This is a genomic window from Streptacidiphilus carbonis (assembly GCF_000787775.1).
GTDB lineage: Bacteria > Actinomycetota > Actinomycetes > Streptomycetales > Streptomycetaceae > Streptacidiphilus > Streptacidiphilus carbonis.
Genome location: NZ_BBPM01000023.1, coordinates 36,499 through 52,082 on the forward strand (window position 1 = coordinate 36,499; position 15,584 = coordinate 52,082).

The following is a 15,584-nucleotide window of genomic DNA, read 5'->3' on the forward strand; positions in this document are numbered from 1 at the left end:
TCTTGTGGGGGGGGGGCGGGGAGGAAGCCGGGGGCGCCGCCCGCCTCTACGGCGGGGCGGGTCAGGATGATCCGGGTGACCTGCTTGGCCTGGAGGGCCTGGACCGCCTTGGCCATGGCCAGGTAGGTCTTGCCGGTGCCGGCCGGGCCGATGCCGAAGACGATGGTGTGGCGGTCGATGGCGTCGACGTAGTTCTGCTGGTTGAGCGTCTTGGGGCGGATCGAGCGGCCGCGGTTGGACAGGATGTTGGCGGTGAACACCGACGAGGGGCTCTGGGTGCCCTCGGGGCTGGTCGGATCCTCTTCGGCCTTGCGCAGCATGGCGATGGAACGCTCCACGGAGTCCTCGGTCAGGGGCTGGCCGGTGCGGAGCACCAGCATCATCTCGTCGAACAGGTGCTGGACCAGTCGGATCCCGGTCCGGTCGCCGGTGGCGGTGATCTCATTGCCGCGGGCGTGGATGTCGATGTCCGGGAAGGCCTTCTCGATCACCTTGAGGAACGAGTCCCCGGCGCCGAGAACGCTCACCATCGGGTGCTTCTCCGGGATGACGATCTTGGCCTGGGCCTGCGCCGGCACCTGCTGGGCGCGCTGTGCATCGGGTGTCGTAGAAGTCATGGGTCGGCGCTTAGGCCTGCCTCATCCCATCTCTCTATCGGGTCCGCCGGCCTCTGCCGAAATCTCTGAGGCTCGGTGTGACAAGGGTACGACGGCCGGTAGGGCCGGAGAGAACGATGGTCCGCCCGTGGCGCGGGTGGCGCCAGTAGTTTTCCGCCGTCGTCGACCAGGCTTCATCCGTCAGGCACGTGCGGGCACCGGCACCCGCATCAGGTCCTCGGCGAGGACGATCTCGCCGTCGAAGTGCCGGCGGGCCTCGGCGAGGTGGCCGGCGGTGTCGGGATAGCGCTGCGAGAAGTGGGTGAGCACCAGGGTCCGTACGCCCGATTCGGCGGCCACCCGGGCCGCCTGCGCCGCGGTGAGGTGGCCGTGGTCGCGGGCCAGGGCGGCCTCCGACTCCAGGAAGGTGGCCTCGATGATCAGCAGGTCGACCCCCTGGGCCAGCGCGGCGACGCCCTCACAGAGCCTGGTGTCCATCACGAAGGCCGCGCTCTGGCCCGGGCGGACCTCGCTGGCCTGCTCCAGGGTGACCGTGGAGCCGTCGGCGAGGGTGATCGCGCCGTCACGCTGCAGCCGGCCCACGGCGGGCCCGGCGGCGATGCCGTGGGCGGCCAGCCGCTCGGGCAGGATCCTGCGGCCGTCGGGCTCGGTGAGGCGGTAGCCGAAGGACTCGACCGGGTGGGAGAGGGGCTCGGCGGTGAGGGTGAAGGGCGCGCCGGGCGCCTTCAGTTCGACCGGCCCGGGGCCGGCGATGGGGTCGCACCGCAGTTCGACGGTCTCGTGGAAGGCGCTGGCGTGGTGCAGTCGCTCGAAGAAGCGCTGGCCGGAGGCCGGGTAGTGGGCGGTGACGGAAAAAGGAGGTGCGGCGCGAAGCGCCTCGGACAAGGGTGGTGGTGGGCGACGGGCGGGACGGTCCAGGTTGATGCGCTGGATGATGCCCGGCAGGCCCAGGCAGTGGTCGCCGTGGAAGTGGCTGACGCAGATCCGGGTGATCGCGTGGGAGGTCACCCCGGCGTGCAGCATCTGCCGCTGGGTGCCCTCGCCGGGGTCGAACAGCAGGCCTTCGCCGTCCCAGAGCAGCAGGTAGCCGTTGTGGTTGCGGTGCCGGGTCGGGACCTGACTGGCCGTCCCCAGCACCACCAGTTCACGTGCTGACATCCGGCGGGTCAGACCAGCTTCTCGCGCAGTCCGTCGCCGCCGCCCAGGACGTGGACGTGGGCGTGGAACACCGTCTGCCCGGCCCCGGCCCCGGTGTTGAAGATCAGCCGGTAGCCGGCCCCGCCGGCCGACTCGGCCACCTTCTCGTCCTCGGCGACCCGCCCGGCCTCGGCCAGCAGCGCGCCGGCGAGGGCCGGTTCGGCGCCGGCGAGGGCGGCCGCGTCGGGGTAGTGCACCTTGGGGACGACCAGCACATGGGTGGGGGCCTGCGGGTTGATGTCGCGGAAGGCCAGCGTGGTCTCCGACTCCCTGACCACGGTCGCCGGGATCTCCCCCGCCACGATCCTGCAGAACAGGCAGTCAGCCTGCGGCTCTCCCGACACGTCGAGCTCCTCGTCATCAGTCCCTGAACCGGATAGGCCGCATCGTACCCATCGGCTGCGGCAGGTGATCGGACGGAGCGTCACTCCACCCGCTGCTTGGCCCGCCGCACCAGCACGGCGGCCGCCCGCAGCGCGCTCAGCTGGACCACCACCGCGCCGAACACCACCTCGACCCAGTACCGCGCCAGGGCCGGCACCAGCAGCAGTACGAAGGCGGCCAGACTGAACGCCGCCACGCCGAGCAGCACCAGCAGGACGTAGGCGCTGCCGCGGACCGTGCGCAGCAGCGGGCCCCGGAGCTGCTGCGGGACCTGGCGGGCGGCCCACACCGCCCAGACCGCCCAGCCGGCCGCCAGGACCGCCAGCAGGGCCGCCCGGACCGCCCAGCCGCCGTCGGGCACGGCGACCGCGCCGATGTCGGCGACCACCAGGGCCGCCACCGAGACCCAGCGGGCCTTGGAGATCAGCCGCACCGCGACGACCTTGAGGTTGTGGATGCCCAGCTCCGCGCCCTTGGTGGAGGCGGCGACGGCGGCGAAGCCCTGGGCGGCCGCGTAGTTGTCGCCGCGTCGCATCTGGATCAGGGCGAGCTGGTTGCGGGCGGAGCGCTGCTCGGGGTTGAGCCGCAGCGCCTCCCGGTAGCAGGCCTCGGCCTCGGCCTGGCGTCCGGCGCGTTCGGCCACCCGGCCGGCGTAGAAGTGGGTCTCCGCCTCGTGCGGGGCCAGCTCGCGGGCGCGGAGCGCGGCGTCGCGGGCCCGCTGGTCGTCGCCGCCGCGGGCCGGGTCGGCCAGCAGGCCGCGGGCCATGATCATGTGTCCGGACCAGTTGTGCGGCTCCCGGCCGATGGCCTCGGACGCGGCCCGGTGGGCCTCGGGCCAGCGCTTCAGCTCGGCCAGCGAGAGCGCCCGCCAGCGCCAGGCCGCGGCGAGCGCCGGATTGTGCGCCAGTGCCTGGTCGGCGGCGTGCAGGGCTTCCTCGAAGTCGTCGGTGCGATAGCAGCAGCGGGCCATCGCGGACCAGGCCGCGGCGTCCCCGGGCTGCTCGGCGAGGGCCTCGGCGAGCAGCCCGCGGGCCTGGGTGTGGCGGCCGAGGTCCATCAGCGCGCGGGCCCGGGTCACCCGCTCCGCGGTGGTCACAGGCGGCGGGTCCGCTTCAGGAAGGCCAGCAGGTCGTCGTAGGTGCCGCCGTCGTTGGCGAACATGGCGACATTGCGGGCGGCGGTGAACCAGGACTCGATGGAGGGCCTGACCTCCTTGGCCGCGGCCAGCAGGTCGGGCATCCCGATCATGCGGACCTTTCCGCTGGCGGCGGAGTCCAGCAGGGCGGCCTCCGCCGCGGTCTCGCAGAGGTGGGCGAGGTCGGCGCCGGACCAGCCGTCGGTCTTCTTCGCCAGCTTGACCAGGTCCACGCCCTCGATCGGACGGTCCCTCAGGTGGTAGCGCAGGACGGACTCGCGGGCCTGCTGGTCCGGCGGGAGCACCAGCAGGGTCCGGTCCAGCCGGCCCGGGCGGCGCAGCGCGGTGTCCACGTCCCAGGGCGAGTTGGTGGCGGCCAGGACGAAGACGCCGTCGTTGTCGTGCTGTGCGCCGTCCAGTTCCAGCAGCAGCTGGTTGACGGTGCCGCGCATGGCGTTGTGTCGCATGCTGCTGCGCTTGCCGCCGACCGCGTCGATCTCGTCCAGGAAGATCACGCATGGCGCGTTGGCGCGGGCGGCGGCGAAGACGTCGTGGAGGTTGCGCTCGGACTGGCCGATGTACATGTCGAGGATGTCGCTGAGGCTGACCGAGAGGAACTTGGCGCCCAGCTCCCCCGCGACCGCGCGGGCGATGAAGGTCTTGCCGCAGCCGGGCGGGCCGTAGAGGAGCAGGCCGCCGCGGAGCGACTTGCCGTACAGGCGCCGGAGTTCGGGGTTGCGCATGGGGGCGAGGAAGGCGGCTTCGAGCCGCTGCTTGACCTCGGTCATGCCGCCGACGTCGGCGAGGCGGACCTGGCTGCTCTCGATGTCCCAGGCGGGTTCGTCGCCGGGGTCGTCGGCGCCGTCGGCCGCGGCGGGCTCGATGAAGCGGGGCTGGACGGTGTCGCTGAGCTGCTGCTCGGCCGAGGCCCAGTCGAACGACACGGAGGCCGCCTCCGGCGGCGGTTCGGCCCCGGGCGGGGCTGCGGCGGGCGCGGGGGGCGCGGCGGGCGGGGCGGGCGCGCCCATCGCACGGAGCATCAGTTTCCTTGCCTCGGCGCTGCCCGGGTCGTGCTGGAGCGCCGCCGCGATCTCGGCGACCGCCTGCTCGAACTCGCCGTCGTCCAACAGCAGTGCGGCCAGATGCAGCCGCAGCGGGACATCCGCCGGGGCCGCCTCCAGGGCGGAGCGCAGACTGCGTATCAGCGGAGAGTCTTCAGCCATGCCGACGACCCTAACCGGCCGGTCAACCCCGTTGCGGGGCGGGGGGATCACCCGTGGGCGAACAACCCTTCCGGGTGCGGGGGATCTTCGACTGCGGACCGTAGTGGGCTGGTCGCGCGCGCCGTTAATCAAGCACAGCCCCGCGCCCCTACACGTTTGCAACTGGCCAAGTTGCACTTGCTCAGGGGCGCGGGGAACTGCGCGGCCAACCAGGCACAGCCCGCAGCCGAAGACAGCCCTACAGCCCAGGGATGGGCGGCGGCGTCGCGGCGGGCGTGCGCGCCAACGCGGCGAGCGCCGTGCGGACGGCCTCGTCGAGCTGCGGGTCGCGGCCCGCGGCCCAGTCCTGCGGGGCGCAGACCACCTCGATGTCGGGGTCGATGCCGTGGTTCTCCACCCCGAAGCCGTAGCCGTCCAGCCAGAAGGCGTAGCGGGGCTGGGTCACCCCGGTGCCGTCCACCAGGGAGTAGCGGCCGTCGATGCCGATCACCCCGCCCCAGGTGCGCACGCCCACCACCGGGCCCAGTTTCAGGGCCTGGAACGCGGCGTTGACGATGTCGCCGTCCGAGCCTGCGAACTCGTCGGCCACCGACACCAGCGGGCCGCGCGGGGCGTCCATCGGGTAGGCGACCGGCGGGCTGGTGCGGACCAGGTCCCAGCCGACGATCCGGCGGTTGAGCTTCTCGATGATCAGCTGCGAGGTGTGGCCGCCGCGGTTCTCCCGGACGTCCACGATCAGGCCCTCCCTGGCCATCTCGGCGCGCAGGTCGCGGTGGATCTGCGCCCAGCCGTTGGCCACCATGTCGGGCACGTGCAGATAGCCGAGGCGGCCACCGGACAGCTCGCGGACATGGGCCCGGCGTCCGGCCACCCAGTCGTGGTAGCGCAGTGGCTCCTCGGTGGCCAGCGGGATCACCACCACGCTGCGGGTGGCCTCACCGGCGCCGTTGGCCTGACCGATGGTCAGCTCGACCGGCTTGCCTGCCGTGCCGACCAGCAGCGGGCCGGGTCCGGCGGTCCCGTCCACCGGGACGCCGTCCACGGCCAGCAGCGACTCGCCGGCCCGGACGCTCACCCCGGGCGCACCCAGCGGCGAGCGGGCCGCCGGGTCGGAGGACTCGCCGGGCAGCACCCGGCCGACCCGCCAGACCCCTGCCTCGTCGCGGACCAGGTCCGCGCCGAGCAGCCCCTGGCGGCGGTTGCCCGCCACCCCCTGGCCGACCGGTTGCACATAGGCGTGCGAGGTGCCGGGCTCGGCCTGCAGCTCCCAGAGCAGGTCGACCAGTTCGCTGTAGCTGCCGACCCGTTCCACCAGCGGGCGGTAGCGGGCCTGGATGCCGGTCCAGTCGATGCCGTTCATGTCGACGCGCCAGAAGTTGTCACGCATCAGCCGGGCGGTCTCGTCGAACATCTGCCGCCACTCCGCGGCGGGGTCGACGGTGACCCGGATCCGGGACAGGTCCACGGTCACCGCGTCGTCCTGCTCGTCCTTGCCGACCCTGCGGTCGGCCGGGACGATCCGCAGCTCGCCCTGGTCGACCACGGCCAGCCGGCTGCCGTCGCCGCAGACGGCGAACCGGTCCAGCTCGTCGACCAGGGTCTCGGCGCGGCGGGTGCCGAAGTCGAACCGCTCCAGGCTGCTGCGCTCGGCCTCGCCGTCCGGGGTGGCCTTGGCGTTGCCCAGCTCACCGGTGAGCGGATGCTCCAGCCACACCACCCCGCCCTTGACCGCGCGCAGGTCGGTGTAGCGGCCGCTGGACACCGGGAAGGGGACGATCCGGTCGGCGAGGCCCTCCAGGTCCAGCCGGGTGCGGGCGGGTGCGTCGTCGCCGTCGTCAGCCGCGGCGTCGCCGTCGTCCTTGCCCTTGGCGGCGGAGTCGGCGTCCTTGGCGCCGGCTGCGTCCTTGTCGTCCTGGTCGTCCTTGTCGCCCTTGCCGAGGGCCCGGCCCTGCGGCTGCGGGCCGAACGGCGAGAGCGTGTCGGCCGCCAGCGTCAGCAGGTAGGGGCGGCAGGCCAGCGGGAAGGACAGGTCGAAGACGTGCTCGTCGTAGACCGGGTCGAAGTCGCGCATCGACAGGAAGGCGAGGTGCTTGCCGTCGGTGGTGAAGGTCGGCGCGTAGTCGTTGAAGCGGGGCTGGGTCAGCTCGGTGACGGTTCCGTCGGCGAGCTGGGCCAGCCGCAGCTGGCGCGGCACCTCCTCGGAGTTGGTGCAGTGCGACCAGACCAGCCACTGCGAGTCCGGCGCGAAGGCGAGGCCGCTGGCCTGGGCGGCGCCGCTGCGGTCCAGCTCGCGCACGGCGCCGTCGGCGACGGTGACCAGCAGCACCAGGCCGTCGCGGTTGGCGACGGCGAGGACGGTCCCGTCCGGGGATGCGGTGAGCTCCTCGACCCGGCCCAGGGCGCCCACGGCGACCCGGCGGCCGTCGGTGAACTCCAGCCCGTCCTCGCCCTCGGCGTCGGTGACCCAGACCGACCCGCCGTCAGGAAGCGCCTGGGGCAGGCGGTTGCGCACGCCCGGCGTGGCCGAGAGGGTCCGCGCCGGTCCGTCCCGGTGGGTGACCTGGTGGATGCTGCCGCGGACCTCGATGACGCTGGCGCGGGCCTCGGCGTCGGGGGCGAGGTGCCCCAGGTGGCGGGCGGCGTTGATCGGGTACGGCTGGCGGTCGACCCGGGGGCCGCCGAGGCGGATGTCCAGGCGGCGCGGCCGCGCGTCCGCGAGGTCGTCGTGCAGGTAGAGCTCGCCGCCGCTGTGGTAGACCACCCTGGAGCCGTCGGTGGAGGCGTTGCGGGCGTAGAAGCCGTGGTCGCTGTGGCGGGTCAGGTCGGAGCCGTCCGGGAGGCTGGACCAGAGCTGGGCGACGCCGTCGTGGTCGCTGAGGAACGCGATCCGTTCGCCGACCCACATCGGGGAGTCGATGTTGGCCCGGCCGTCCAGGTCGGTGTGCAGGCGGGCGAAGTCGCCCTCGGTGCCGATCCAGAGCTTGCCGGCGGTGCCGCCGCGGTAGCGCTTCCAGTGCGCGGGTTCGCGGCCCATGCCCGCGCTGGACAGCAGGATGCGCTCCCCGCCGGGTTCGCGGGCGACGCCGCCGACGCGGCCGTACGGCAGTTCCCTCGCCGGGGAGCCGTCCAGGGGGACGGCGTACGCCCAGGGGTGGGCACGGGACATCCGGCCGACCGAGCTGAGGGCGAGGACCTCGCCGTCGGCGGTCCAGCCCAGCACGGTGGTCTGCATGCTGCCCCAGTAGGTCAGCCGCCGCGCCTGGCCGCCGTCGGCGGGGGCCAGGTGCACCTCCGGTGCGCCGTCCCGGGTCGAGGCCCAGGCGATCCACTCGCCGTCCGGCGAGATCCGCGGGCGGGCCACGGGCACCTGGTCGGCGCTGACCCGCCAGGCGCGGCCGCCTGCCAGCGGGGCGAGCCAGACGTCGTCCTCGGCCACGAAGGTGACCAGGTCAGCTTGGACATGAGGGTAACGGAGGTAGCTGTCGGCGTGAGTCACGCGGTCACCCTAGCTGTCACCCCGGGGAGTGGGGCAGGCCTTTGGTCCGCGCGGCGGGAACGTGCGGCATGTGCCCGGCTTGTCGCGCAGTTCCCCGCGCCCCTGGGGGTGCAACTGAACCACCGTCGGCAAGTTGCAGCACATAGGGGCGCGGGGAACTGCGCGACGAGCCAGGCAGACGCCGCGGCCGAAGACGAACGCTCAGCCCCAGCGGCCCGTACGGGCCAACAGCACAGAGCCTGCCGCCACGCCTGCCGTGGAGGTGCGGAGGACGGACCGGCCGAGGCGGTAGGGGGCGGCGTGCGCCGCCGCGAAGGCGGCGAGTTCGTCCGGGGAGACGCCGCCCTCGGGGCCCACCACCAGGACGATGTCGCCCCTGGCGGGGAGTTCCGCGGTGGCGAGGGGCAGGGATCCCTCCTCGTGGAGCACCCCGCCGAGGGCAGCGTCCGAAAGCAGCCCGGATACCTGACGGGTGGTCATCAGGTCGCGGACGACCGGGAAGCGCAGGCGGCGGGACTGCTTGCCGGCCTCCCTCGCGGTGGCGCGCCACTTGGCCAGCGCCTTCGCCCCGCGCTCGCCCTTCCACTGGGTGATGCAGCGCGAGGCCGCCCAGGGCACCACCTCGTCGACGCCGGCCTCGGTCATCAGCTCGACCGCGAGCTCCCCGCGGTCCCCCTTGGGCAGCGCCTGGACCACCACCACCCGCACCGCAGGCTCCGGTTCGGAGAGCACCGCCTCGACCCGGACCTCCAGCACGTCCTTGCCGACGACCTCCGCCACGGAGCCCTGGACGGCCGCTCCCGCGCCGTCCGCCAGGACCACCGCCTCGCCGACGGTGAGCCTGCGTACGGCCACGGCATGACGCCCCTCGGGGCCGTCCAGCCGCACCACCGCCCCGGCCGGGGCGAGCTGCGCGCTGTCGACGACGAACACCGGGGCTGTCATGCCGTACTCACTCCACAACTGAGCAACTGTGCTGAACTGCGCTTGTGCCGACGGTCGCTCAGGAGCGGCCGTTGAAGGCGTCCTTCAGGCGGGAGAACAGGCCCTGCTGCCCGGGCGCGAAGGTCCCCGAGGGGCGCTCCTCGCCGCGCAGCTTGGCCAGCCGCCGCAGCAGCTCCTCCTGCTCGGGGTCGAGCTTGCTGGGCGTCTGCACCTCGACATGCACTATCAGGTCGCCGCGGCCGCCGCCGCGCAGGTGGGTGATGCCTCGGCTGTGCAGCGGGATGGACTGCCCGGACTGGGTGCCGGGGCGGACGTCGATCTCGACGGTGCCGTCCAGGGTCTCCAGCGGGACCTTGGTGCCCAGCGCCGCCGCCGTCATCGGCAGGGTGACGGTGCAGTGCAGGTCGTCGCCGCGGCGCTGGAACGTGGAGTGGGCGTTCTCGCTGATCTCGACGTAGAGGTCACCGGCCGGGCCGCCGCCGGGACCGACCTCGCCCTCGCCGGCCAGCTGGATCCGGGTGCCGTTGTCCACGCCGGCCGGGATCTTCACGGTCAGCGTGCGCCGGGCGCGGACCCGGCCGTCGCCGGCGCACTCGGGGCAGGGGGTGGGCACGACGGTGCCGAAGCCCTGGCACTGCGGGCAGGGGCGGGAGGTCATGACCTGGCCCAGGAAGGACCGGGTGACCTGGGAGACCTCGCCGCGGCCGCGACACATGTCGCAGGTCTGCGCGGAGGTGCCGGGGGCCGCGCCCTCGCCGTTGCAGGTGGTGCAGACGACGGCGGTGTCGACCTGGATGTCCTTGGTGGTGCCGAACGCGGCCTCTTCGAGGTCGATGTCGATGCGGATCATCGCGTCCTGGCCGCGCCGGGTGCGCGAGCGCGGTCCGCGCTGGCCCCCGGACGCGCCGAAGAAGGCGTCCATGATGTCGCTGAAGCCGAAGCCCGCGCCCGCGCCGAAGCCGCCGGGGCCCGCGCCGCCGCCGCTCGCCGAGAGCGGGTCGCCGCCGAGGTCGTAGACCTGCCGCTTGTTGGGGTCGGAGAGGACCTCGTAGGCGGCGTTGATCTCCTTGAACCGCTCCTGCGTCTTCGGGTCGGGGTTGACGTCCGGGTGGAGCTCTCGCGCCAGCCGGCGGAACGCCTTCTTGATCTCGTCCTGACCCGCGTCACGCCGGACGCCGAGTACCGCGTAGTAGTCCGTGGCCACCAAAATGCTCCGCTTGTTTCCATCTTGCTCGGGGACTGCCAGTTCGGGGGACTGCTAGGAGGCAGCCAGGATCTGACCGACGTATCGCGCAACAGCCCGGACCGCGCCCATCGTGCCCGGGTAGTCCATCCGCGTCGGCCCGACCACGCCCAGTTTGGCGACGGTCTCGTCGCCCGAACCGTAGCCCACCGACACAACCGACGTGGAATTCAGCCCTTCGTAGGCGTTCTCATGACCGATCCGGACCATCATGCCCGCGTCGGCGGTCTCCCCGAGCAGCTTCAGCAGGACCACCTGTTCCTCCAGCGCCTCCAGTACGGGGGCGATGGTGAGCGGGAAGTCGTGCGGGAAGCGGGTCAGGTTGGCCGAGCCGCCGATCACGACCCGCTCCTCGGTCTGCTCCGCCAGCGCCTCGAACAGGGTGCTGAGGACGGCCGTGACCGCCCCCCGGTCCTCCCGGTCGAAGGCCTCCGGCAGATCCTGGAGCAGCGTCGGCACCTCGACGAACCGCTGCCCGCCGGCCCGGGTGTTCAGCCGGGAGCGGAGGTCCGCGAGGACGGTCTCGCCGACGGCCGTGGGGCAGTCGATGAGCCGCTGTTCGACCCGTCCGGTGTCGGTGATCAGCACCAGCATCACCCGGGTCGGCGTGAGCGCGACCAGTTCGACGTGGCGGACCGTGGACCGGGACAGCGAGGGGTACTGCACCACCGCGACCTGCCGGGTCAGCTGCGCCAGCAGCCGCACCGTGCGGGCCACCACGTCGTCCAGGTCGACGGCGTGGTCCAGGAAGCTGCCGATCGCCCGGCGCTCGGCCCCGGACATCGGCTTCACCTCGGTGAGCCGGTCGACGAAGAGCCGGTAGCCCTTGTCGGTCGGCACCCGCCCCGCACTGGTGTGCGGCTGGTGGATGTAGCCCTCGTCCTCCAGGGTCGCCATGTCGTTACGCACCGTGGCCGGCGACACGCCGAGATTGTGCCGTTCCACCAGGGCCTTGGAGCCGACCGGCTCCTCGGTGCCGACGTAGTCCTGGACGATTGCGCGCAGAACCGCCAGCTTGCGGTCGTCGAGCTTGCGCTCCTCAAGCACGGGGCACGCACCTCACTCCCTACCGGATCCTGCCGGGCGCCGGGCCGGACACTCTGGCCAGAACTGGCACTCTGGATGACGGAGTGCCAAGAGCTGTCCGGCCAGTGTAAGGCGCGGGGGTGGGCGACCGGAACGCCTGGGCCGTCCCGTACGTACCTGTTGGTAGGCCCGAGCAGGGCAGAATTGAACAGCACGCACATTTTCGAGGAGGGGCCATGGCCAGGACACGCTTCGCGCCGGACCGCGGACTGACGAGCCGGATGCTGTTGACGATGTTCTTCATCGGCCTGCTGTACGTCGTGTTCGTGGGCGCACTGATCGTGCTGTTGAAGGGCGCCTGGCCGTTCGTGGTGATCTTCGCCGGCGGCCTGTTCATCGCCCAGTTCTGGTTCAGCGACAAGATCGCGGCCTTCTCCATGGGCGCCCGCGAGGTCTCCGCCCAGGAGTACCCCGAGCTGCACGGCACGGTGGACCGGCTCTGCGCGCTGGCCGACATGCAGAAGCCCAAGGTCGCCGTAGCACAGAGTGACATCCCCAATGCCTTCGCGACCGGCCGCAACGAGAAGAACGCTGTGGTCTGCGTCACCACCGGCCTGCTGCGCCGGCTGGAGCCCGAGGAGCTGGAGGGCGTGCTGGCGCACGAGATGTCGCATGTGGCGCACAAGGACGTGGCGGTGATGACCATCGCCGGTTTCCTGGGCGTGCTGGCCGGGATCATCACCCGGGTCGGGCTGCAGTTCGGCATGTTCGGCGGCTTCAGCAGCCGTGACGACCGGGACGGGGACAACACCGCGGTGGCGGCCCTGATCGTGATCGGCGTCAGCGCCCTCGTCTACACCATCAGCTTCCTGCTGACCCGGCTGCTGTCCCGCTACCGCGAGCTCTCCGCCGACCGCTCGGCCGCGCTGCTGACCGGCCGCCCCTCGGCGCTGGCCTCGGCGCTCACCAAGGTCAGCGGGCAGATGGCGGCCATCCCCACCCAGGACCTGCGCCGGGCCCAGCCCTTCAACGCCTTCTACTTCGCCCCGGCGGTCTCCGTCCGCCAGGCCGCCGGCCAGGCCTTCTCCACCCACCCCTCGCTGGAGAAGCGGCTGGAGCAGCTCGGCCGGATCAGCGCCGAGCTCGGCCGCGCGTAACGCCCGTCCCGACCGCTGTCCTGATCGCTGTCCCGTCCTGCCCCGTCCCCTGCCTCGGAGGAGTTGGAACCCATGGGCTTCCTGGACGCCCTGCTCGGCCGCACCAAACCCGTCAAGCCGGACCTCGACCAGCTGTTCGGGCTGCCGTCCGCGGCTATCACGCTGGAGGCGGCGGCCGGGTTCAAGCCCACCGGCACCGGCTCGGTGTGCTTCTCCTCAGCCGAGGGCGGCGCCTTCGCCCAGGTGCAGCAGGACGTCCAGGCACTGCTGGACGCCGACACCGAGCGCGGGGGCATCCCCATCGAGTCCAGCCGGGACGACTACGGCTACTCCTGGATGACCGTCCACCAGCCCCCCGAGGACATCGTCTCGCTGGTCAACGACGTCCACGCGATCAACTCGGCGCTGGAGAGCACCGGCTTCGGCCCGCAGCTGCTCTGCTCACTGGTGAACTTCACCGACGCGCAGAACCGGCCGCTGGCGCTGGTCTACATCTACAAGCGCGGCAGCTTCTACCCCTTCGCCCCCAAGCCGGGCGGGGAGCGGCGCGACAACGCGCTGGAGCTGGAGATCAAGGCCATGCTCGGCAACGACCTGCGGATCGAGCAGGACCTGACCCGCTGGTTCCCGGTCTGGGGAGCGCCCGGCCTGTGACCCGCGCCTACGATCTGACGCCGCCCTGGAAGCGCTCCACGCCTGCGCCCGAGCTGCCCGCCGAGCGGGACCTGGTGGTGGAGGAGGTGGTGACCGGGTTCTGCGGGGCGGTGGTGCGCTGCGAGAAGACCGCGGAGGGCTTCACCGTCACCCTGGAGGACCGGCACCGCCGGCTGCGGGTGTTCCCGATGACGCCCAGCGGTTTCCTGGTGGACGGGAAGCCGGTGACCCTGGTGCGCCCCGGTTCGGTGGCACCGCCGGTACCGGTCGCGCCGGCGCGGACCGCGTCCGGGTCGGTGGCGCTGCAGGGCGTGCGGGCCCGGGTGGCGCTGCCCAGCCGGATCTACGTCGAGGGGCGCCACGACGCCGAACTGGTCGAGCGGGTCTGGGGGGACGACCTGCGCATCGAGGGCGTGGTGGTGGAGTACCTGGAGGGCATCGACGACCTGCCCGCCATCGTGGCCGGGTTCGCGCCCGAACCGGGGCGGCGGCTGGGCGTGCTGGTGGACCACCTGGTGCCGGGCAGCAAGGAGTCCCGGATCGCCGCACAGGTGAGCGGCGCCCACGTGCTGGTGGCCGGCCACCCCTACATCGACGTCTGGGCGGCGGTGAAACCCTCCTCGGTGGGTATCGCGGCCTGGCCGGACGTGCCCCGCGGCGAGGAGTGGAAGGAGGGCGTCTGCCGCCGGCTGGGCTGGCCGGTGGACACCCCGGCTGCCTGGAAGCGGATCCTCGCCTCGGTGGACTCCTTCAAGGACCTCGACCCGGCCCTGCTGGGCCGGGTCGAGGAGCTCATCGACTTTGTGACGGGCGGTCAGTGAGCCGGGTCAGACCAGGAGTTCCACGCAGTCGTAGGCGAAGCCGGGGCTGAGGTAGCCGGTCCCGGTGGAGCCGCTGACCACGTGGACGACCAGGGTGTTGGCGCCCGCCTTCAGGGCGCTCGCCGGGACGGTCCAGCTGTAACTGTGGTTGTTGCCCCGGTAGGAGCCCACCGTCAGGGAACGGGTGCCGGGCTCGCCGGCGGCCGTCGGAATGGACGAGGTCCAACTGTTCACGGTGGCCCTCGGCCGGCCGTTCAGGAACGCGGTGCTGATCCCCACGGTGAGCGTGTGCGCGGTCGCGGCCTGGGCCGCGGTCAGGGTGAAGTCCACCACCAGGCCGTCGTTGACGTCCTTCCACTGGTAGGCGGGGAATTCGCCGACGGCCGAACCGCCCACGGTGTAGTCGCCGGTCCAGGCGGCGGCCCTGACGTCCGAGGGGTGGGCGTAGGTCATCAGCGCGGCGTTCTTGAAACCGGTCGGGGCGCCGTTCCAGTCGCCGATCCGCCAGATCGCGGACGCGGTGCCGGGGTCGGCGCCGACCGCGATGGTGTGCAGGGCCGTGGTGGCTCCCGCACTGACCGCCACCGAACCGGTGGCGACCGCCAGTTCGCCCTTGTAGACGGTGTAGGCGTAGGTCCCGGGCAGCATCCCGGCGCAGGCGAAGGAGCCGCTGTCCGCACTCGCCGCCGCCCAGTACTGGGCGGCGGCGTTGGCGAAGCCGACGGTGTAGGGGAAGGCGGTGTCCCGCCCGCTGATGCCCACGCCGGCCACCCGGCCGCGCCCGCTGCTGCCGGTCCATCCGACCAGGCCCAGACCGTCCACCCAGGAGGTGTCGATCCGGTCGTGGTGGAGCGAGGCGGCCGGAGCGCCGCCGTCGGTGAAGGCCAGGATGTACGGGCCCTGCAGGCCGAAGCGCTCGGCCTCGGTCTGGTTCTCCCCGTAGTACAGGATCTCGTAGAGTCCGGCCCCCTCGGTGTAGTGATGGCGCATCAGCGAACGGTAGAAGGGGCCGCCGGACGCCTTCTCGTGGTTGCTGCGCACCATCCACATGCCGACGGTGCCGGTGCTCCAGCCGACGTAGTCGTAGTCGATCACCCGCTGGTTGGAGTAGTGCTTGGAGCGGGTGGTCCCGTCCGGCTTGACCCGGATGTCCTGGGCTTCGATCAGGGTGTCGGTGGCCGTGTCCCAGCTGTCCGGGTCGTCGTTGGGGAAGAGCCCGGGCGGCACCCGGACGATGTAGCGGGTGGCGGTGATCGAGCTGTCCGCCTTGTTCGTCCACATGTAGACGTTGTTCTCACCGCTGCGGGCCGCGTAGTAGTGGTGCATGGTTCCGTGCGCCACGGTGACCAGGATGGTGCCCGAGGTCTGCGCGATGCTGACGGCCGAGGTCCCCAGGCCCGACTCCACCTGGGAGTTCTGGCCGCCGTAGCCCTGGTACTGGGTGCCGTTGTAGACCAGCGAGGTCAGGTCGCCGTTGGTCCGGTGCACCTTGAGGACCAGTCCGCCGCCGGTGGTGACGGTGTAGTAGCTGCCGTCGTCGGTGTAGCCGAAGGCGGCAGCGGCAGCAGCCGTGGTGGTGACGGTGGCTGTGGCGGTGGACGCGGCCTGGGCCGAGGCGAGGTAGGCGCCGGTGCCGGCCCCCGCCGCGCCGACGGCCAGTCCCCCCCCGCCCCGCGGACCCGGGAA

Annotated in this window: 13 protein-coding genes; 3 read left to right on the forward strand and 10 right to left on the reverse strand. The window is 72.4% G+C overall.

Annotated features, from left to right (window positions below; translation table 11 throughout):
• The 9 genes from TR46_RS44330 to hrcA all read right to left on the reverse strand — a co-directional run.
• On the reverse strand, nucleotides 1–617 hold a 617-nt coding region (locus TR46_RS44330), incomplete at its 3' end, for a PhoH family protein (RefSeq protein ID WP_236655395.1).
• A gap of 180 nt (nucleotides 618–797) precedes the next feature.
• On the reverse strand, nucleotides 798–1,775 hold the full coding sequence (locus TR46_RS19480) for a ribonuclease Z (protein WP_042402851.1): 978 nt from the start codon (nucleotides 1,773–1,775) through the stop codon (nucleotides 798–800).
• A gap of 8 nt (nucleotides 1,776–1,783) precedes the next feature.
• Complete coding sequence (locus TR46_RS19485) at nucleotides 1,784–2,158, reverse strand: histidine triad nucleotide-binding protein (RefSeq protein WP_042402853.1); 375 nt, start codon at nucleotides 2,156–2,158, stop codon at nucleotides 1,784–1,786.
• 80 nt (nucleotides 2,159–2,238) lie between these two features.
• Nucleotides 2,239–3,294, reverse strand: coding sequence for a tetratricopeptide repeat protein (locus TR46_RS19490; RefSeq protein ID WP_042402856.1), 1,056 nt, complete (start codon nucleotides 3,292–3,294; stop codon nucleotides 2,239–2,241).
• Nucleotides 3,291–4,556 (reverse strand): ATP-binding protein, encoded by a 1,266-nt coding sequence (locus tag TR46_RS19495; RefSeq protein ID WP_042402858.1) that lies wholly within the window; start codon nucleotides 4,554–4,556, stop codon nucleotides 3,291–3,293. The genes TR46_RS19490 and TR46_RS19495 overlap by 4 nt, the downstream gene beginning before the upstream one ends.
• 238 nt (nucleotides 4,557–4,794) lie before the next feature.
• The gene (locus TR46_RS19500) at nucleotides 4,795–8,052 is read right to left on the reverse strand and encodes a S41 family peptidase (protein ID WP_042402860.1); all 3,258 of its coding nucleotides are present in this window, start codon (nucleotides 8,050–8,052) and stop codon (nucleotides 4,795–4,797) included.
• A 201-nt stretch (nucleotides 8,053–8,253) separates the two neighbouring features.
• Nucleotides 8,254–8,997 carry a 16S rRNA (uracil(1498)-N(3))-methyltransferase gene (locus TR46_RS19505; RefSeq protein WP_042402864.1) on the reverse strand — a complete coding sequence of 248 codons (744 nt, stop codon included), beginning with the start codon at nucleotides 8,995–8,997 and terminating at the stop codon, nucleotides 8,254–8,256.
• A 58-nt stretch (nucleotides 8,998–9,055) separates the two neighbouring features.
• The gene (gene dnaJ / locus TR46_RS19510) at nucleotides 9,056–10,201 is read right to left on the reverse strand and encodes a molecular chaperone DnaJ (protein ID WP_042402867.1); all 1,146 of its coding nucleotides are present in this window, start codon (nucleotides 10,199–10,201) and stop codon (nucleotides 9,056–9,058) included.
• A 54-nt stretch (nucleotides 10,202–10,255) separates the two neighbouring features.
• Entirely contained in the window at nucleotides 10,256–11,287 is a 1,032-nt protein-coding gene (gene hrcA / locus TR46_RS19515; protein ID WP_042402870.1) for a heat-inducible transcriptional repressor HrcA, read from the reverse strand.
• Between the two features lie 215 nt (nucleotides 11,288–11,502).
• Here hrcA and htpX point away from each other — a divergent pair, with 215 nt between their 5' ends.
• The 3 genes from htpX to TR46_RS19530 all read left to right on the forward strand — a co-directional run bounded on the left by htpX (nucleotide 11,503) and on the right by TR46_RS19530 (nucleotide 13,898).
• Nucleotides 11,503–12,423 (forward strand): zinc metalloprotease HtpX, encoded by a 921-nt coding sequence (htpX, locus tag TR46_RS19520; protein ID WP_042402873.1) that lies wholly within the window; start codon nucleotides 11,503–11,505, stop codon nucleotides 12,421–12,423.
• A gap of 72 nt (nucleotides 12,424–12,495) precedes the next feature.
• Complete coding sequence (gene pspAB / locus TR46_RS43675; protein ID WP_042402876.1) at nucleotides 12,496–13,077, forward strand: PspA-associated protein PspAB; 582 nt, start codon at nucleotides 12,496–12,498, stop codon at nucleotides 13,075–13,077.
• Nucleotides 13,074–13,898 carry a DUF3097 domain-containing protein gene (locus TR46_RS19530; RefSeq protein ID WP_042402879.1) on the forward strand — a complete coding sequence of 275 codons (825 nt, stop codon included), beginning with the start codon at nucleotides 13,074–13,076 and terminating at the stop codon, nucleotides 13,896–13,898. Before pspAB ends, TR46_RS19530 begins: the two co-directional genes overlap by 4 nt.
• A gap of 6 nt (nucleotides 13,899–13,904) precedes the next feature.
• On the opposite strand, the gene TR46_RS19535 is transcribed toward TR46_RS19530, so the two are convergent.
• The gene (locus TR46_RS19535; RefSeq protein WP_042403029.1) at nucleotides 13,905–15,557 is read right to left on the reverse strand and encodes a rhamnogalacturonan lyase B N-terminal domain-containing protein; all 1,653 of its coding nucleotides are present in this window, start codon (nucleotides 15,555–15,557) and stop codon (nucleotides 13,905–13,907) included.
• Nucleotides 15,558–15,584: the final 27 nt, after the last annotated feature.